Genomic DNA, 17,391 nt, shown 5'->3' on the forward strand with positions numbered 1-17,391 from the left:
GTCGTCCCGCCACATGATATAGGTTTCCGGACGGCAGCGACAAGCGACAGAGACGGTCCCGCCTTAATCCGGCAGGGCCACCGGGCCGATCTCGGCAAATACGTCGCCCGGCCCGGGGTTTTCCTTGAAGGTTTCACCGCCGAAATGGGTCATGACGCCCCAGACCGCGTTGAGGGCGGTCTGCACCGCACCTTCGACCCAGGCCGGGATCCACGCCACGTCGTCACCGGCAAGGAAGATGCCGCGTTCGGCCGGCGGCAAATTCTTCTGCATGAAATGTCCATACATGCGGTGGTTATAGCGGTAGTGGCCGGGCAACGCCCCTTTGAAGGCGCCAAGGAAGTGGGGATCCGCTTCCCAGGAAACGGTAATCGGATCACCGATGATGTGCTGGGCGATATTGACCTTGGGGTAGATCTTCCCAAGCGCCGACAGCGCCAGTTCCACGCGCCGCTCGACCGGAAGCGGCAGCATCTTCAGTGCATCGGACATCCAGCTATAGGTAAGGCAGATGACGCCCGGCTTGTCCGGTCCATTGTCGAACAGATACGTACCGCGCGTGAGCCGGTCGGTCAGCGTCATGCTCATCACATCGCGGCCGGTGACCGGGTCCTTGTCCTTCCAGAACGGCCGGTCGACCATGACGAAGGTCTTCGACGATTGCATGTAGCGCGTGCGGTCGAGCGCCATCCAGATCTTTTGCGAAAAGATCGATTCATCGGTATCGATGCTGGTGGTGAGCAGCCAGGACTGGCAGGTGGCAACGACCGCCGAGTAGCGCTTGGTGCGGCCCCAGCGGTCGACCACGTCGAAATCCCCATCGGTGCGGCGACGGATTTGCGCCGCCCCCGGCAGTGGCGCACCGCCATGAAGGCTGGAGAGCGAGGTGCCCTGGGGCCAGTGCTGCAGGCGTACCGGCTGGCGGCGCCAAATGCCCTGCGGCACCTGCTCGACGCCACCCACGATATAGCGCTGATGGTCGTCGCATTCCGTCACGTTGACGCGCAGAATTTCCAGCATCGAATTGGGAAAATCCGAATCCCAGCCGCCGGTGCCGAAGCCGACCTGGCCGAACACTTCGCGGTGATGGAAAGAAAGCTTGGAGAAGGCAGAGGAGCGCGTCACGAAATCATAGAAAGTCCGCTCGTCCCATTCCTTGACCAGCGGGTTCCAGATTTCCTTGATGCCGCGTACGTCGCGGTTGCGGATTGCTTGCTGCAGCGCACCGTAATGCGCATGCTCCTCGAGTGCCGCATGGTAGGCGTTAGCCACGTCGCGAAAGAGCTGCGGCAGATCATCGAGGGTCCGCGCGTAATAGGTCTCGCCTTCCAGATTGATCACAGTCGAGCCGGCCGCCGGCGTCAGCGGATTGGGAAAGGGCTTCGAATCGAGACCCAGCCGGTCGACGTAATGATAGAAGGCCGTGGAGGAAACCGGGAAGCGCATGCCGCCAAGCTCGGCGATGATGCCTTCCGGCGCGCCTTCGAAGGCCTGCGAGCGCAGTCGCCCACCAAGCTGCGAGGCTTCGTAGACGACGGGCTTCAGGCCCATCTTCATCAATTCATAAGCGGCGACCAGGCCGGAAATGCCGGCGCCGATGATGGCAACTTCCTGCCCGTGCCTGGCCGCGGGAATCTGCCCCAGTCCCGCCGGGTGCTTGATCCAGTCGTCGAACGGGAACGGGAAATCGGGTCCGAAGATGGTGACCGGCTTTTGGTCCGGCAGATGCGAGAGCGCCATGGCGTCGGTAACCCTTCCGATAAATCCGTCTTCCGCCTTCGCTTACGGGGCAATGTCGATGGAATCAACCTTGTTCGGATAAAAGGCAATGTGCCCGACAATCACTTCGACGGCGGCGTATGGCGCTTCGTAGCTCCAGACCGTGTTTTCGTCGCCATCCAACAAATTATAATAGGCAGCGTCGCCCTTATAGGGACAATGCGTGACGCGGCTGGAGCGCGCCAGCAGATCCATCCGGACGTCGCCGCGCGGGATGTATTGCACAGGTGGGTAACTGGCTTCCTTCAACGTCAGCGCGCGCCGGCTGTCGGCGATGACGATGCCGCCTCGCCTGACGGTGACGCGGCCCGCCGTGGGCGCGATGTCGATGGGATGGTCGGGGCCGGGCAGCTTCATCGATGGGTCCTCCCGCAGGCGCTTGGCTGAGAGGGAGTCTAGGAATGACGGCAGCCGCTGTCGAGTGGTAGCCTTCCGCCCAGCAAACCAGGGGAGTTGCTCATGCTGAAGTTCTTTTTCTCACCGCAATCCTGCGCTTTGGCCTCGCATATCGCACTGGAGGAAGCCGGCGCCGATTATGAGGCCGTCCGCGTCGACTTTTCGAAGAACGAGCAGCGCGGTGCCGCCTATCTCAAGATTAATCCCAAAGGACGCGTGCCGGCCCTCGCCACCGACCGCGGTGTCCTGACGGAAACACCGGCCATTCTATTCTTCATCGCCCAGACGCATCCGGCAGCAAAGCTCGCACCGCTCGAGGATCCCTTTGACCTCGGCCGCCTGCAGGCCTTTAACGCCTATCTTTGCTCGACCGTGCATGTCGCCCATGCCCACAGGATGCGCGGGTATCGCTGGGCCGATGACCCGGCGGCCATCGACGAGATGAAGCGGAAGGTGCCGCAGACCGTCGGCGACTGCTTTGCGCTGATCGAGGCGGAGATGTTCGAAGGCCCGTTCGTGATGGGAGATGCCTTCACCATCGCCGATCCTTACCTTTTCACGCTTGCGACCTGGCTGGAAGGTGATGGCGTGGATCCAGCACGCTTCCCCAAGATTCTTGCCCATCGCACGCGTATGGCGGCGCGGCCGGCCGTGGCGAAGGTGTGGGCTTTGCATCAGTGAATTCGGGGGCATGCCGGTGGGTCTGCGCTTTTATTCCCTTCGGCGGGCACGTCAACATGAGCTTGTTATGGTTGCAAGGCACGGTACCCCTGATATCAGGGCTTGCAGTTCCGGCGTGGCGCGCGCCACTATAAGGGTGGGGATAGGGATATCATGGGAGACGGCGATTGTCGGATGCAGGCAGCGCGTCTATTGACCCAGCGCCAGTGACCTCGGGCGAGCATTCCCGCTTCCGCCTGGTCGTCGAAGCGGCCCCCAGCGCCATGGTTATGGTCGACGCTGCCGGTTGCATCGAGATGGTGAACCTGCAAGCCGAGCGCGTCTTTGGCTATAGTCGCAGTGAGATGATCGGTCGGCCGGTCGAGATGCTGCTGCCGGCGCGCATGCGCGACCACCATCCCGACCTGCGCCGCACTTTCTTTACGAACCCGCGATCGCGCCCGATGGGTATTGGGCGCGACCTCTTCGCCCGGCGCAAGGATGGCAGTGAGTTCCCGGTGGAGATCGGCCTCAACCCCATCGAGACCGACGAAGGCACCATGGTGCTCTCCGCCATCGTCGACATCTCGGAGCGCAAGCGGTCGGAGGAGCGATTTCGTCTGGTGGTCGAAGCTGCCCCCAATGCCATGGTCATGATCAACGGCCGTGGCGAGATTGAGATGGTCAACGCCCAGGCCGAGCGTGTCTTCGGCTATGCCCGTACCGAGATGCTGGGCCAGCCGGTCGAGATGCTGGTGCCGGAGCGCTTCCGTAGCCATCACCCCGCCTTGCGCAAGTCCTTCGGCGGGGCGGCCGAAGCGCGGCCGATGGGCGCCGGCCGCGATCTCTTCGCTCGCCGCAAGGACGGCAGCGAGTTTCCTGTCGAGATCGGCCTCAACCCGATCGAAACCGAAGACGGTGTCATGGTGCTATCAGCCATTGTCGACATCTCCGACCGCAAGCAGAAAGAGAACCGGATCGCGCAGGCGTTGAAGGAAAAGGACGTGCTGCTGGGTGAGATTCACCATCGGGTCAAGAACAACCTCCAGATCGTGCACAGCTTGCTCGATCTGCAATCAGGCCAAATATCCGACCCAGCGGTTCTCGCCATGCTGCGCGATAGTCAGAACCGCATTCATTCCATGGCGCTCATTCACCAGACACTCTATCAATCGCAGGATTTCGCCCAGGTCGATTTCGGCGTCTTTCTCGACAGCTTCGTGCCGGTTCTCGTTTCATCTTATGCCCTGCACAGCAACAACATCACGCTCGAAATAGCCACGCATGACGTGGCACTGCCGATCAACACGGCGATCCCCTGCGGCCTCATCGTCAATGAACTGGTCTCCAATGCCCTGAAGCACGCCTTTCCCAATGACCGGCAGGGGAAGATCATGCTTGAACTCCAGGCAGGTAATGATCGCAATCTGATCCTGGTCGTCAGTGACGACGGGGTCGGGCTGCCGCCGGGCCTCGACATTCGTACGAGCGGATCGCTGGGCCTGCAGTTGGTGGCGACTCTTGCTGCACAGTTGCGCGGCACGCTAGACATCGGACAGGGCGCGCCGACGCGTTTTAGCTTGCGCTTTCCGCGCCCGGACGAGGGAAGATAACCAAGATGAATGCACCGCGGGTCATGGTGGTGGAAGACGAGCGCATCGTGGCACTCAATTTGTGCCGCACACTCAACCGCCTGGGCTATCACGCCGACACGGTGGTTTCGAGCGGCGCCGAAGCCCTGCGTAGCATCGGCGAGATGAAGCCCGATGTCGTGCTGATGGACATCCATATCGAGGGCGATATCGACGGTATCGAAACGGCGGCGCGCATCCCATCCGACATGATGTTGCCGGTCATCTACCTCACCGCCTATTCCGAAGATGCGACGCTGGAACGGGCGCGGCTAACAAGACCCTATGGCTATCTGGTAAAGCCGTTTTCCGAGCGGGAGCTGCACGCCACCATTACGATGGCCCTGCAGCGGCGCGAAAGCGATGTCGCGGTGCGGCAAAGCGAGGAGCGGCTGCGTCTTGCCCTGGCCGCAGCCGAGCTCGGTTCCTGGGAGATCGAACCCGAGAGCGGACGCATCTATTGCAAGGATTATGAAGGCTGGCTGACGGAAACGTCCCCCCGCCTCGTCGCCCAAAGCTTCCGCGACTTCCTCCCCAGCGTGCACGAAGCCGACCGATCCCTGGTCAAGGAAGCCTTCGGCGCGATGACAACCCATGGCGAGCTGTGCGAGGTGGAATTTCGCCGCGATGATGCCGCCGGAAACACGCGTTGGTTTCGGGTCATCGGCAAGACCTTCTCCGGCGAGGTCGATCGGCGCCGGCGCCTGCTGGGTGTCGTGCGCGACATCACGGCGTCGAAAGAAGCGGAGGAAGAACAGCGCCGCTCCGAGCAGAATTACCGCGACCTCATCTCCACCATCAGCGGTATCATCTGGGAATCGGATTTGCGCCGCGACATGCTCAATTATGTCAGCGACAGCGCCGAGCGGGTGCTGGGCTATACCGCCGCCGAATGGATATCCACCCCGATGTTCTGGGAAAACCACCTCCACCCGGATGACCGTGCCCAGGCCATCGCACAATATCGACTTGCGACTCAGGCCGGGCAGTCTTACGACGCAACCTACCGCATGATCGACGCGCGCGGCGAGATCGTCTGGCTTCATGAGGCCGTCTCGATCATCGCGCTGCATGGTCGGCCAACCATCGTGCGCGGTGTCATGGTCGATATCAGCAACCTGAAGCGCGCAGAGAAAGAGATCGCAAGCGCCAATGCGCGCCTCGCGGAAAGCGAAAAGCGCCTTGCCGCCATTCTCGACACCGCAGCTGTCGGCATCGTCACCGTCGACGATCAGATGCGAATTATCTCGTTCAACCGCGAGGCCGAGAAGATTTTCGGCTATGACGCCGCCGTCATGGTCGGCACGACCCTCGATCGCCTCATTCCGCCGGCCCGCGTTTACGAGCATCAGCAACAGATGCGCCAGTTCGGCAAAACCGGATATGCCAGTCGGGCGATGGGGGATTGGCGTGCCGTCAAGGGCATCACCAGCGATGGGCGGCTTGTACCGCTGGCGACAATCATCTCGCGGGTCGAGGTCGCCGGCAAGGTGACCATGACCGCCATCATGCGCGACATGACGGAGGCGCAGAAGGCTGAGGACGATCTGCGTCAGCTGCTGGCAGAGCGCGAGCTGGCGGTGGAGCGCGCCGAAGAGGCAAACCGCGCCAAGTCAAGCTTCCTCGCCGTCATGAGCCATGAACTGCGCACGCCGCTCAATGCCATCATCGGATTCTCCGAGTTGATGGAGCGGGAAATGCTGGGACCGCTTGGCAATGAAAAGTATCGGCAGTATGTCGGTGACATTTACCGCAGCGGCCGGCTGCTGCTGGAACATGTCAACGGCATCCTCGATCTGTCACGCATCGAATCTGGCAAACACGATCTCAAGATCAGTCGCGTCACCTTGGCCGCCGCCTGGGCTCATGTCGGCAGCACCCTGACCGGACTGGCCGTGGCAAAGGGCATCAACCTCGCCATCTTGGAACCGGCCGATCAGCCCGCCTTCGCTGGTGAGATCAGATCCGTGGCACAGGTCTTGAGCAACCTGATCTCCAACAGCATCAAGTTCACGCCGGCCGGTGGACGTGTCGAGATCGGCACGGTTGACCGCGACGGAATTGCCTCGTTCTTTGTGCGCGATACCGGGCGCGGCATCCCCACCGACCGCCTGACCGATGTCTTGAAGCCCTTCGTGCAGGTCTCCGATGCCTTCGTCCGCGACACGGGCGGCGTCGGCTTGGGGCTCGCCATCTGCAAATCCCATGTCGAAGCCATGTCGGGGCGCATCGCCATCGACAGCGAACTCGGCAAAGGCACGAAGGTGACCGTCACCCTGCCGCGCTGGCTGGCGGATTGAGCCGCCGGGCGACAGTCATCGGCTGCCTTTGCTCAGTGTTCTGACTTCGCCGCCTGCAATTCGTGCGCCAGGCGTATCTTGGCGATGAGGGTGAAGAGGGGGCCGGTCGGTACCCAGCTCGGCTTTTCCCGGGCGAGGGCATTCTCGATGAGGGGCGAAGTCTCGCCGCTGGCGTGTTCCGCGATGAGCCTGCCAAGCAGCGTGCCACGCGCCAGTCCCGCGCCGTTATAGCAGCCGGCCGCAAATACGCCGTGTGACAATTCTTCGAACACGAAGCTCCAATTGCGGCTGGCGCACATATGCCCCGACCAGGTGAATTCGATGGCGTCCTTCGCCAGGAACGGAAAGCGATGCCGCAATCCCATCTCATGCCAGGCCCGCCGCTTGGCCAGCATCGCTTGGCTGATGCCATCCGGTTCATACTCCGCGGTGTTGCGCATCAGAATGCGCCGGTCGTTGGTGAGGCGCACGGTGGCACCACCTTCGATGGGGCAGAGGCCGCCCCAAGGCCCAGCGTGCCCGATCGCCTCTTCCTCCGCTGGCGTCAGCGGTCGCGTCAGGCTGGCGGTGAGCGAGATCGGGAACACCCTGCCCCGCTTCACGCCGAGACGCGGCATGAAGGCATTGAGCCCAATGATCACGCGCGCGGCCCGGATGTGACCGTCACGTAAAGACACCGTCGCACCGCCACCCGGCTCATGGGTGATCTTCACCGCCTCGGTATTCTCATAACATTCGACCGTGGCCGGCAATGCGTCGATGAGGCCCTTGGCAAAGCGTGCCGGCTGCAGCAGGGCGTTACCGCCGCCGATCCACAAGCCATGGTTATAGAAGGCGATGCCGAGCCGGCTTCTGAGCGCCGCCGCATCCAGCAGCTTTGCCTCGCCACCCAGATCGTTGATGGCATTGACGCGTTCTTCCAGCGCTTTGAACTTGTCGCGCTCGTGCACGGCAAAGATATAGCCGTTGGGGTCATAATCGCAGTCGATCCTAAGTTCATCTATCAGGCGCTTCACCTCGGCGCCCGCCGCCTGATGAATGGCAGCTTGGGCAAGGTAAGCAGCGCGTCCCGCCGGCTTTTCGAGTTCGCTCGGCCCCGGCATCTCGCGGCTGACGGCAAAGCCTGAATTGCGCCCGCTCGCCCCCTGCCCCAGCCGCTTGCGGTCGATGAGCACGATGCGGTGGTTGGGATGCAGTTCCGCCAGGCGCCGTGCGGCCGCAAGCCCGGTAAAGCCGCCGCCGATGACCAGCCAGTCCGCCTTGCTGGCGCCCGCCAATGCCGGGAAGTTTTTATAAGTCCCCGCCAGGGCCACCCAACCGCTGCGATCCGCCACCGCTGCATCCGTCATTTGCGCACACGTCCCGTTCGACCGGCAGATCGGCCGATCGCATTCCCTTGTCCACGACACTGCCGACATAGACGATTTCGGAGATCTTGGCCAGTTGCTGCAGCCGCCCAATCCGGCGGGTCCATTTCGCACCGCTGCAACCACCCCGCCCACCACATCCTCGTGCGGTTGGCATGCATTCGGTAACGTCGCTTGCTGGTGCCGAGATATACCTGGACATCGGCTGGGCGCCATGACGTTAGTCGCTGGGCACCCCCGTCCGCGACCGACGACGTCATCCGACCTTCTCGTCCATCCTAGATACCGCAAAATTGTCGGTCTCTGGCGTTCGCCGCGCTGAGGCTCGCCCCTTCCAGACTGCTCTTATCGACCCGTCTCGCGTCCATGCATAGAAGATGAGGTAGAATATGAGACCGCCGGAACTCGACGTCACATTCGTTCTGCATCATTTGGATTGCTCTGCCACCGAGGACGCCGCCGATGGCGATGAACCTTACATGTGGCATCTCGGCTTCAAGGTCGACGCCGAAACCCTCGGGCCGCCACCGTCCGGGTCGCTGGTGCCCTCGCTCAATGTACGCGTGATCGAAGGCCCGCCGCATTTTCGTCATGTGGTCGGTGCCAGCCATGTCCATTCGAGTCCGAACCCAGGCCCAGCCATCGCCCCAAATCTTGGAACACGGACGATGCGACTGAAACCGGCTTTCATTCCGCTCATGGGATGGTTCCCAGGAATTGCCGGTACGATTTGCCTGCTGTGGGACGAAGACGGTTTTGCGCCCAGCACGTCGGAAGCGGCTTTTACCAAGTTCAAGGCCGTGTTCGGCCCGGCCTTGACCGGCGAACTTAATCGCCTGGTCGCTGGCGACTACGACAATGAGCTTGCCAAGGACATCAATGGAAATGTGGTACCGGATGGGCCGGAAGGACGCAGCTTGAAATGGCGCTTTGCGCGCCTTGCCGATGCCGGCGGTCGCAAGCATGCCATCGACGCCATCACCGCCAATGTGAAGAACATCATCAGCGGCCCGGTCGAGGATGCCGCTGTCGACGCCGCCGGCTGGGACGAATTACTCGACCCCGATGATCTGCTCGGTGTCAGCGCGCAGGTTTACACCGGCAATGAACTCAGCGGCACCAAGAACTACTCACTGACGTTCACGGATGATGATGCCAACTACACCGCCCGCGGGCAGGTCACCGCATTTCCGGTTCACCGCGCCATACTGGATAGTGTCGTCAGCGGCATAGAACGACACCCCGACCGCGCCGTCGGTCTGTGGCGCCGCGTCTGCTGGGGACCGGAAAAACTCTATTGGGCCGAAGCCTTCCGGGTGACGACCTCACTGCGCTACGAATTGCGCACCTTGCTCGGCGAAGCGCCGACGGAAATTCGCTGGTTCATCGACAATTTGCCCCTGCCCGCCGGCGACAGTTTGCAGACGGTGACGTTCGATCCCACCAGCAAACATTTCGGTGCACCGCTTGACGCGCTGTCGGTTTTCTTTACGGGCGGTCCCAGTCAGTTGAAATGCCGCGTCACCGGCAATGTTCTTGAAGTCTCGAACCAAGGGGGTGACGGCGTTTTCTACGGGCAGGTCAGGGCGCTCTATGGCTTTGCCGGCGACCCTTCCTTGTTTCCGCCGCCGGCGACACCGATCAATGAGCTGTTCACCTTGGGTTACGACCGATCCGCCGATCTCGATATCGTCGCGGTCAGTCTGGAAATGAACGACGAGTATCATCAGGATGTCGCGCAATGCGCCCGGAAGATCAAGGATATCGATCTGAAGCATATTCCCCCCAACTTCGGCAAGCTGATCATCGATCCGGGCGATCATCCTGATTGGCGCACGGCACTCGCAGACCGCTACGCCCTGGCAACGCTTGTTGCCAATGTCACTGGTGTCGACATGCCATCCGGATTGACGCCTGGATTGCGCACGCCGCAGCGCCAAAGGCTGGCGCCGCGCTGATCGTCAACGCTCTGAAAAAGTCACGCGCTTTGCTTGACGTCGGCGATGCTGCCGCCGGTCATCGCCGATAATTGCTGCGGCGTTAGACGAAAGACGGCATTGGGTGCGCCCGCGGCGGCCCAGATTTCAGAGAATGCCATGAGATCGGCGTCGATCAGCAGCACGACCGGCCCGGTATGACCGACCGGCGCCACGCCGCCGATGGCAAAGCCCGTCTCGGCGCGAACGAAATCGGCATCGGCTTTACCGATCTTTTCGCCGATCAACGCGGTCACCTTCTTCTCATCGACCCGGTTGGTGCCGGAGGCGATGACGATGACCGCTTTGCCACTCTCCTTAGCGCGAAAGACCAGCGACTTAGCGATCTGCGCCACTTCGCAGCCGATCGCTGCCGCCGCGTCCGCCGAGGTGCGGGTCGACGCGTCGAATTCTTCGATCTCGGCGTTCAAGCCCGCGGCAGCCAGTGCCGCGCGCACCCGCTCGACGCTGCTCATCGATCAGCCCGCCAGTTCCCTTGACCGGCGCGTCGCCGCGGCGATGGCGCGGTTCATGAGGGGCTGGATACCGTCATCGGCCATCAGCACGTTGATGGCTTCAAGCGTCGTGCCCTTGGGGCTCATCACCGCCTGGCGCAAGGCGGTCGCCGATTCGCTCGACTGATAGGCAAGCTCACCTGAGCCGCAGACCGTCGAACGCGCCAGCTGCATGGCAAGATCTGCCGGCAGGCCGTTGACGCGGCCGGCTTCCGCCAGCGCTTCGATCAGCAGAAACACGTAGGCCGGCCCGCCGCCCGAGACCGCCGTCACCTGATTAAGCAATTGCTCGTCATCGATCCAGGCAACCTCGCCCACCGCCGTCAGCAACTGGCCGCAGAGATCGAGAATGCTAGCGGGAACTTGTTTGTCGCGACAGATCACCGTCATGCCGCGGCTGACCGCGGCCGGCGTGTTCGGCATCGAGCGGACGATCAAGGCATTCTCGCCCAGCGCCCGCTTGAAATAGGCAACCGTCTTGCCGGCCGCGATGGAGAGATAGGTCGTGTCCGCCCCGGCGTATTTCTTGTAGTGGCCGAGCGCCTCGTCCATGAATTGCGGCTTCACCGCCAGGAGGATGATCGCTGGCTTGAGGTCCGCCGGCAATTGGTCGGGGCTGGTCAGGATATGGACGCCGGCTGCCTTGACGTCGTCGAGGTCCTTGGGCGCAAGATCGACCACATAGACTGATTTTGCCGCGACACCCTGCTTCAGCCAGCCCCGCAGCAGCGCACCGCCCATCTTGCCGCAGCCGACGAGCAGCAGCGCGCCCGGTAATTCAAGTTTCGCCATGTCATCCCCGCCCGTTTGAACGTCTCTCGGGCGGTGATGAAATCAGGCAGTGCCGACCGTGTCGAGCAGCGCTGCTTCGACCGCCTCCTGCGGTTTCTTACCGCCCCACAGCAGGAATTGGAAGGCAGGGTAGAAGCGTTCGCACTCGTTGATCGCCGCTTCCATCAGGTCTTCCAGCTGCTCGGCCGAAACGCCCGCCGTGCCGCGCAGCAGGATCGTGTGGCGGAACATGGGGGCGAGCTCCTCCGAACAGAGGTCGAAATGCCCCAGCCATAAACGCTCGTTGATGTAGCTCAGCAATTCGGCGACCGCGGCGCGCTTCCCGGCCGTGATCTTGGTGTCGAAGAGACAGGAGAAATAGAGCGCCCCCAGATCCTCCTGCCAGACGAAGAACATGCGGTATTCGCACCACTGACCGGTGAATTCGACGATCATCTCCTCGTCGGTCGAACGGTCGTAACGCCATTCATTGGCGTTGACCAATTCTTCCATCATGTCGAGGGGGTTAGAGGTCGGGGCCACGGGAGATTCGTGATTCAACTGCATCGGAAGCGCCCTCCATGCGGGTGGCTACCGGGCTGGCCCGGCCGCCGTGATCGACCAGAACTCGCTGCCGTTGGAGCCGCCACTCATGGGGCGCGCGACCCCTAAGGCTTGATGGGATTGGTTAATTTCCCACCACATTTAGAGTCGCAAATTTAGGGGTGCAGTGCAAGAGGCATTTACGAAGTTTAATGGCCCTGTCGCAATTCGCGACCGGGTCGCGCCGGCCGATCGGTCAGCCGACGCTCTTTTCGGCCATTTTTGCCTCGATTTCCTGGAGGCGCCGCTCAAGCTTGATTTGCTCTTCGCGCGCGGCCTGGGCCACGGACTTCATGGTCTCGAATTCCTCGCGGCTCACCAGGTTCATCTTGGAGAGGAGGCGTTCCAGCTGCTGCTGCACCTTGGCCTCGATCTCGGAGCGCAGGCCCGTCAGTGATCCCAGGGCGCCGGTTGCCACCTTGGCCATGTCGTCGAGAATACGGTTGTCGCTCTGCATGATGATCCTACCTCAAGCTTGTGGGTCGTTCCCCAGGGGCCTATATAACCGAGCCAACGGCCCCTGACGAGAGCCCAAGAATGTCGCCCGAGTCCAACTACTTCATCTTCCCGGAATTTGATCCGGTAGCATTCGCGCTGGGGCCGATTGTGGTGCGCTGGTATGCGCTGGCCTACATCTTCGGCATCCTCATCGGTTGGCGCTACATGCTCCACCTCGCCAAGAAGCCGCCGGCGATCGTGAAGCCCAATCATTGCGAAGACATGATCACCTGGGCGACGCTGGGTACGATCATCGGCGGGCGCCTCGGCCATGTCCTGTTGTGGGACCCCGGCTATTATTTGAGCCATCCGCTGGAAATCCTGATGGTGTGGAAAGGTGGCATGGCGTTCCATGGCGGCCTCCTCGGCGTCATCGTCGCGATGGTCATCTATGCGCGCCGCGCCAGCATCCCGTTCTTCGCACTTGCCGATCTCGCTGCGGCAGCGACGCCGATCGGATTGGGCCTCGGTCGCCTGGCCAATTTCATCAACGGCGAGTTGGTTGGCCGGCCGACCGACGTACCGTGGGCGATGGTCTTCCCGCATGTCGACAATTTACCGCGCCATCCCAGCCAGATTTATGAAGCGCTGACCGAAGGATTGCTACTGTTCACGATCCTCGCCGTGCTGGCACATCGACAAAAAATCCGCGAGCGGCTCGGCACACTCTCCGGCGTGTTCCTGATCGGCTATGCCTTTGCGCGTATGTTCTCTGAGATGTTCCGCGAACCGGAGGCATTGACCGGCACACTGGTCGAGACGACTTGGGGTCAGTGGCTGAGCGTGCCCATGCTGGTCTACGGCCTCTATCTCGTCTGGCGCGGGCGCCGGACAGCCGCCATCAGCCACAGCGCCTGATCTGCGCTCCATGCACCCGGCCCTTCAGAGCATCCGCCGCCGCATTGCGCTGGAAGGGCCGCTCACCTTGGCGGCCGTGATGGAAGAGGCACTGGCAGGGCGCAACGGCTATTACCGCGATCACGATCCGCTGGGGCCGGAGGGCGACTTCATCACCGCGCCGGAGGTGAGCCAGATGTTCGGCGAGCTGATCGGCCTGTGGTGCGTCGACACCTGGCAGCGTTTGGGATCGCCGGCAGCCTTCAATCTTGTCGAAATGGGGCCTGGCCGCGGCACCCTGATGGCCGACGCCCTGCGGGCGGCACGCGTCTCGGCCGGCTTCCTTGCCGCCAAGCAATTGCATTTGGTCGAGATCAATGCGGCGCTGCGGGCCAAGCAGGCCGAACGCCTGGCCGATCATCAACCGGTCTGGCATGAACACCTTGACGGCGTGCCGGCAGGGCCGATGATTCTCGTCGCCAACGAATTGTTCGACGCCCTACCCGTCCATCAATTGCAGATGACGGCGCAAGGCTGGCGCGAGCGCGTCGTGGCTCTCGATGGCGAGCATCTGCAATTCGGCCTGGCAGCCCCCGGTGCAGCGCTGGGCCTGCTGCGCCCCGCGCACCGTACAGCTCATGACGGCGCCATCGCCGAAGTGAGCCCCGCCTCGATCGCCCTCATCGACACGATTGCGCGCCGTCTGGTGGCCGATGCCGGCGCCGCCCTTATCATCGATTACGGGCCGGCGGAGAGCGGCCTCGGCGATTCTTTCCAGGCGCTGAAGCGGCACACATATCATCTGCCGCTGGAGGCCCTGGGCGAGGCGGACCTGACCGCCCATGTCGATTTCGGCGCCCTCAAGGCCGCGGCTGAAGAGGCTGGGGCCAATGTATTCGGCCCGACGGCGCAAGGCGATTTCCTGCGCGCTCTCGGCATTGAACTTAGGGCCAATATGCTGGCCCAGAAGGCCGATGCAGGGACAGCCGAGATCCTGCACCGACAAGTGCACCGCTTGATCGCGCCGGAACAAATGGGCAGGCTGTTCAAGGCGCTGGGCCTCGCCAGCCCGACGCTCGACACCGACAGATCAGGAGGATTGGCCGGATTATGATCGTGACCGCGCATGAATTGGAGCGATTGAACGGCATCCGCCACGGCTTCCTGACCCGCAAAGGCGGCGTCAGCAACGGCATCTATGATTCACTGAATTGCGGCCTCGGCACCACCGACGACCGCGCTCATGTGATGGAAAACCGCGCCCGCGCGGTGAAGGCGGCTGGGCTTTCCGACACGCCCCTCAGCACCGCCTACCAAGTGCATTCCGCCAAGGTTCTGGTCGTCGACGCACCGCTTGACCAGACCAATCGACCCGAAGTCGACGGCCTGGTGAGCAGCACGCGCGGCGTCAATCTCGGCGTCCTTACCGCCGATTGCGGACCGGTGCTGTTCGCCGATGCCGAGGCTGGTGTCGTTGGCGCAGCCCATGCCGGCTGGAAGGGTGCCGTCGGCGGCGTGCTGCAGGAAACCGTCCGCGTCATGGAGACGCTGGGCGCCCGGCGCCAGAATATCATCGCGGCCATCGGTCCTTGCATCGGACAAGAGTCGTATGAGGTCGGCACGGAATTCCCGACGCCCTTCATCGAACAGGACGCCGGCAATGCGCGTTTCTTCGCCGCCAATGCCTGCCGCAAGTTCCAGTTCGACCTTGCCGGCTATTGCCAGGCGCAGTTGGAGAAGCTGGGGCTGGGCGCCGTCGTCGTCACCGGCCACGACACCTGCGCGCTCGAAGACGATTTCTTCAGCTATCGCCGCAAGACCAAGCGCAACGAGCCGGATTACGGGCGGCAAGTTTCGGTGATCGGCCTCGTCTAGAGGCGGGATATCAGGAGGAACCATGTCAGCCCAGCACGAAGAGCAGAAGCCAGGCCGCCGCATCGTCCACACCCGGACCAAGCCCTTCGCGCCATACGACATGGAAGGCCCGGTGCAGCACGACATGTCGGTGATCGAACTATCCTATGATCGCGGCAACAAACAGGGCGCCTATCTCATCCGCATGGAACCGGGTGCCGAGACCATCGCCCACGAACACCCCTTCCGCGAGGAATTCATGATCCTCGAAGGCGAGCTGATCGAGAGCGACGGCACCGTGTTGAAGACCGGCGATTTCGTGATGTACGAGCCGGGCACGGTGCATAACAGCCGCACCGAGAAAGGCTGCCTGCTGCTGGGGATCGATTGGAAACGGCAGGGGTAGTTTCCAACGCAGAACGTCGAGGGTGTTTACCCCCGCGACAGCAGCAGCCTTAATCCCGCATAGCTGAACAGACAAGCCAGCGACCCTTCGATCCAGCGGCGCATCCGGGTATAGGCGCGGACCATCGGTGCCGTGGAGAACAGCACGGCATAGCCACCGAAAATGATGACGCCCAAGGTGGCGCAGCCGGCAAGAATCGCAGGCAGGATGAAGGCTGGTGAGTCCGGCTGCAGGCCCAGGGACATCACCGCGAGCCAGGACATGATCGCCTTCGGGTTGGTGAGATGCATGAGGAGCCCGCGCCGATAGAGCGCCGCTTTGGGAGCCGTGATGGCGGCTTTGTGTGCGGGCCGCAGCGCGGCACGGCCCGACTTCCAGGCTAGGTAAAGCAGATAGAGCCCGCCGCAAATCTTGATGGCGAGCAGCGCATCGGCATAGGTTGCGAGCACAGCGGAAAGCCCGGTCGCCGCAAGCGCCGCCCAGCTCAAGGAGCCGGTCATGACGCCGGCCGCCAAGGTGAGGGCCGCGCGGCGGCCATATTGCATGGCGACCGCCATGATCGTCATGTTGCTGGGGCCGGGGCTTGCCGTGCCGATGATATAGACGGCATAGACCATGAACAGGTGATGCAGTGTGTCCATCCGCGGGCTCCGATCGCTTGGGATGGTCCGATCCTAGCGACCGGGAAATACCGGCCCAAGTTGAATCATGTCGCGAGACAATGTAAGCGCGGGCTTTGACGCGCGCCCGGTTTCTGGGAAGATGTTGAGAGAGCGAGGGTGGCAGCCCCCCACCCTACCCTCCCCCTGAAGGGAGAGGGTTTCCAAGCGAGGTGATCGTGCGAACGCGGCGCCAAGCCCCTCTCCCTTCAGGGGGAGGGGTTGGGGAGGGGGGCGCCAAGTGACGGATGTATCGGGAGAGGACACTCACCAACCATGACCGGCAACTTCCTCTCTTACATCGGCTGGACGGTGGCAACCTTGCTGCCGATCATCAACCCGATCTCGGCCGCTGGCATGCTGATCGGCATTACCGGCCAGCTAACGACTGTCGAACGCAATCGCCAGATCACCATGGCCTGCATCTACATGACGGGCATCCTGCTGGCCTTCCTGCTGGCCGGCGTCCTCATCATGGATCTGTTCGGCATTTCGATCCCGGGCCTGCGCATCGCGGGTGGCATGATCGTGGCGTTCCTCGGCTTCCGCATGCTGTTCCCGCAGGAGAATGCGCTCGATACGGATTCCGATATCGAAGCGCGGCAGAAGATGGACATCTCGTTCACGCCCTTGGCCATGCCAGGCCTTTCCGGGCCAGGATCGATCGCCCTGGTCATCACCATGTCGACCACGGTGCAGCAATCCGGCGCCCTCTCCACGACGATGACCTATGTGGTGATCTCGATCGGCATCGTCATCACCGCCATCATCATCTGGTTCTGCCTGCGCGCCGCGGGCCTCCTCAACCGAGTGCTCGGCGCCAACGGCATCGCCGCCATGTCGCGCATCATGGGCTTCCTGATGGTCTGCATCGGCGTGCAATTCGTCATCAACGGCATCCAGGACCTGCTGCACGATCCCGATTTCTGGCCGGCAAGTTTCCCGCCCGCGGCGAGCGACACTCACTGAGGACAAAAACGGACGATGTCAGATATCCCTGCCAGTGAACGACCGACCTATGGCTACGATACCGGGTACTGGGTATTCAACGATGCCGAGACCGCTTGGACCCATTTTAAGACACGAGAGCGAATTGTATTCAGGGGGTTGGCGAGGGAAGGCGCACACGACTTCAACTA

17 protein-coding genes are annotated in these 17,391 nt (G+C 62.3%); 9 read left to right on the top strand and 8 right to left on the bottom strand.

Features of this window, described 5'->3' with window-relative positions; genetic code table 11:
• Window positions 1–63: 63 nt before the first annotated feature.
• Complete coding sequence (locus SMD31_RS05425; RefSeq protein WP_320499780.1) at window positions 64–1,740, bottom strand: flavin monoamine oxidase family protein; 1,677 nt, start codon at window positions 1,738–1,740, stop codon at window positions 64–66.
• Window positions 1,741–1,782: 42 nt separating this feature from the next.
• Complete coding sequence (locus tag SMD31_RS05430; RefSeq protein WP_320499781.1) at window positions 1,783–2,136, bottom strand: DUF427 domain-containing protein; 354 nt, start codon at window positions 2,134–2,136, stop codon at window positions 1,783–1,785.
• A 102-nt stretch (window positions 2,137–2,238) separates the two neighbouring features.
• Between SMD31_RS05430 and SMD31_RS05435 the strand changes: the two genes are divergently transcribed.
• From SMD31_RS05435 to SMD31_RS05445, 3 genes are all read left to right on the top strand, one after another.
• Window positions 2,239–2,856, top strand: a complete 618-nt coding sequence (locus tag SMD31_RS05435; protein WP_320499782.1) for a glutathione S-transferase family protein — start codon at window positions 2,239–2,241, stop codon at window positions 2,854–2,856.
• 167 nt (window positions 2,857–3,023) lie between these two features.
• Complete coding sequence (locus tag SMD31_RS05440; protein WP_320499783.1) at window positions 3,024–4,448, top strand: PAS domain S-box protein; 1,425 nt, start codon at window positions 3,024–3,026, stop codon at window positions 4,446–4,448.
• A gap of 5 nt (window positions 4,449–4,453) precedes the next feature.
• Window positions 4,454–6,766, top strand: a complete 2,313-nt coding sequence (locus SMD31_RS05445) for a PAS domain S-box protein (protein ID WP_320499784.1) — start codon at window positions 4,454–4,456, stop codon at window positions 6,764–6,766.
• A gap of 32 nt (window positions 6,767–6,798) precedes the next feature.
• On the opposite strand, the gene SMD31_RS05450 is transcribed toward SMD31_RS05445, so the two are convergent.
• Entirely contained in the window at window positions 6,799–8,115 is a 1,317-nt protein-coding gene (locus SMD31_RS05450; RefSeq protein WP_320499785.1) for an NAD(P)/FAD-dependent oxidoreductase, read from the bottom strand.
• 407 nt (window positions 8,116–8,522) lie between these two features.
• On the opposite strand from SMD31_RS05450, the gene SMD31_RS05455 reads away from it, so the two are divergent.
• Window positions 8,523–10,091, top strand: a complete 1,569-nt coding sequence (locus SMD31_RS05455) for a hypothetical protein (protein WP_320499786.1) — start codon at window positions 8,523–8,525, stop codon at window positions 10,089–10,091.
• A 20-nt stretch (window positions 10,092–10,111) separates the two neighbouring features.
• Here SMD31_RS05455 and SMD31_RS05460 read toward each other — a convergent pair whose 3' ends face one another.
• The 4 genes from SMD31_RS05460 to SMD31_RS05475 all read right to left on the bottom strand — a co-directional run bounded on the left by SMD31_RS05460 (window position 10,112) and on the right by SMD31_RS05475 (window position 12,455).
• Entirely contained in the window at window positions 10,112–10,585 is a 474-nt protein-coding gene (locus SMD31_RS05460; RefSeq protein ID WP_320499787.1) for a YbaK/EbsC family protein, read from the bottom strand.
• Between the two features lie 3 nt (window positions 10,586–10,588).
• On the bottom strand, window positions 10,589–11,416 hold the full coding sequence (proC, locus tag SMD31_RS05465) for a pyrroline-5-carboxylate reductase (RefSeq protein WP_320499788.1): 828 nt from the start codon (window positions 11,414–11,416) through the stop codon (window positions 10,589–10,591).
• 42 nt (window positions 11,417–11,458) lie between these two features.
• A complete protein-coding gene (locus SMD31_RS05470; protein WP_456077524.1) occupies window positions 11,459–11,938 on the bottom strand; it encodes a YbjN domain-containing protein in 480 nt (159 codons plus the stop codon).
• A gap of 256 nt (window positions 11,939–12,194) precedes the next feature.
• Window positions 12,195–12,455, bottom strand: a complete 261-nt coding sequence (locus SMD31_RS05475) for an accessory factor UbiK family protein (RefSeq protein ID WP_320499789.1) — start codon at window positions 12,453–12,455, stop codon at window positions 12,195–12,197.
• Window positions 12,456–12,535: 80 nt separating this feature from the next.
• Between SMD31_RS05475 and lgt the strand changes: the two genes are divergently transcribed.
• Genes lgt through SMD31_RS05495 form a run of 4 tightly spaced genes read left to right on the top strand, consistent with a single transcriptional unit; the run spans window position 12,536 to window position 15,593 of the window.
• On the top strand, window positions 12,536–13,354 hold the full coding sequence (gene lgt / locus SMD31_RS05480; protein WP_320499790.1) for a prolipoprotein diacylglyceryl transferase: 819 nt from the start codon (window positions 12,536–12,538) through the stop codon (window positions 13,352–13,354).
• Between the two features lie 10 nt (window positions 13,355–13,364).
• Window positions 13,365–14,447 (top strand): class I SAM-dependent methyltransferase, encoded by a 1,083-nt coding sequence (locus SMD31_RS05485; RefSeq protein WP_320499791.1) that lies wholly within the window; start codon window positions 13,365–13,367, stop codon window positions 14,445–14,447.
• Window positions 14,444–15,208, top strand: a complete 765-nt coding sequence (gene pgeF / locus SMD31_RS05490) for a peptidoglycan editing factor PgeF (protein ID WP_320499792.1) — start codon at window positions 14,444–14,446, stop codon at window positions 15,206–15,208. Before SMD31_RS05485 ends, pgeF begins: the two co-directional genes overlap by 4 nt.
• A gap of 22 nt (window positions 15,209–15,230) precedes the next feature.
• Window positions 15,231–15,593: a cupin domain-containing protein gene (locus SMD31_RS05495; RefSeq protein WP_320499793.1), complete on the top strand. Its 363-nt coding sequence runs from the start codon at window positions 15,231–15,233 to the stop codon at window positions 15,591–15,593.
• A gap of 26 nt (window positions 15,594–15,619) precedes the next feature.
• Here SMD31_RS05495 and SMD31_RS05500 read toward each other — a convergent pair whose 3' ends face one another.
• Window positions 15,620–16,234, bottom strand: coding sequence for a LysE family translocator (locus tag SMD31_RS05500; protein WP_320499794.1), 615 nt, complete (start codon window positions 16,232–16,234; stop codon window positions 15,620–15,622).
• Between the two features lie 294 nt (window positions 16,235–16,528).
• Between SMD31_RS05500 and SMD31_RS05505 the strand changes: the two genes are divergently transcribed.
• Window positions 16,529–17,221: a MarC family NAAT transporter gene (locus tag SMD31_RS05505; RefSeq protein WP_320499795.1), complete on the top strand. Its 693-nt coding sequence runs from the start codon at window positions 16,529–16,531 to the stop codon at window positions 17,219–17,221.
• The last annotated feature ends 170 nt before the right edge of the window (window positions 17,222–17,391 follow it).

The organism is Dongia rigui (assembly GCF_034044635.1).
In the GTDB taxonomy this organism is placed as follows: domain Bacteria; phylum Pseudomonadota; class Alphaproteobacteria; order Dongiales; family Dongiaceae; genus Dongia; species Dongia rigui.

Excerpts from the sequence above, each read along its gene's own strand:
- SMD31_RS05485 (WP_320499791.1), top strand. The coding sequence starts at position 13,365 with ATGCACCCGGCCCTTCAGAGCATCCGCCGCCGCATTGCGCTGGAAGGG.
- SMD31_RS05495 (WP_320499793.1), top strand. The coding sequence starts at position 15,231 with ATGTCAGCCCAGCACGAAGAGCAGAAGCCAGGCCGCCGCATCGTCCAC.
- SMD31_RS05500 (WP_320499794.1), bottom strand. The coding sequence starts at position 16,234 with ATGGACACACTGCATCACCTGTTCATGGTCTATGCCGTCTATATCATC.
- SMD31_RS05450 (WP_320499785.1), bottom strand. The coding sequence starts at position 8,115 with ATGACGGATGCAGCGGTGGCGGATCGCAGCGGTTGGGTGGCCCTGGCG.
- SMD31_RS05460 (WP_320499787.1), bottom strand. The coding sequence starts at position 10,585 with ATGAGCAGCGTCGAGCGGGTGCGCGCGGCACTGGCTGCCGCGGGCTTG.
- proC (WP_320499788.1), bottom strand. The coding sequence starts at position 11,416 with ATGGCGAAACTTGAATTACCGGGCGCGCTGCTGCTCGTCGGCTGCGGC.
- SMD31_RS05430 (WP_320499781.1), bottom strand. The coding sequence starts at position 2,136 with ATGAAGCTGCCCGGCCCCGACCATCCCATCGACATCGCGCCCACGGCG.
- SMD31_RS05435 (WP_320499782.1), top strand. The coding sequence starts at position 2,239 with ATGCTGAAGTTCTTTTTCTCACCGCAATCCTGCGCTTTGGCCTCGCAT.
- pgeF (WP_320499792.1), top strand. The coding sequence starts at position 14,444 with ATGATCGTGACCGCGCATGAATTGGAGCGATTGAACGGCATCCGCCAC.
- SMD31_RS05455 (WP_320499786.1), top strand. The coding sequence starts at position 8,523 with ATGAGACCGCCGGAACTCGACGTCACATTCGTTCTGCATCATTTGGAT.
- lgt (WP_320499790.1), top strand. The coding sequence starts at position 12,536 with ATGTCGCCCGAGTCCAACTACTTCATCTTCCCGGAATTTGATCCGGTA.
- SMD31_RS05425 (WP_320499780.1), bottom strand. The coding sequence starts at position 1,740 with ATGGCGCTCTCGCATCTGCCGGACCAAAAGCCGGTCACCATCTTCGGA.
- SMD31_RS05475 (WP_320499789.1), bottom strand. The coding sequence starts at position 12,455 with ATGCAGAGCGACAACCGTATTCTCGACGACATGGCCAAGGTGGCAACC.
- SMD31_RS05445 (WP_320499784.1), top strand. The coding sequence starts at position 4,454 with ATGAATGCACCGCGGGTCATGGTGGTGGAAGACGAGCGCATCGTGGCA.
- SMD31_RS05505 (WP_320499795.1), top strand. The coding sequence starts at position 16,529 with ATGACCGGCAACTTCCTCTCTTACATCGGCTGGACGGTGGCAACCTTG.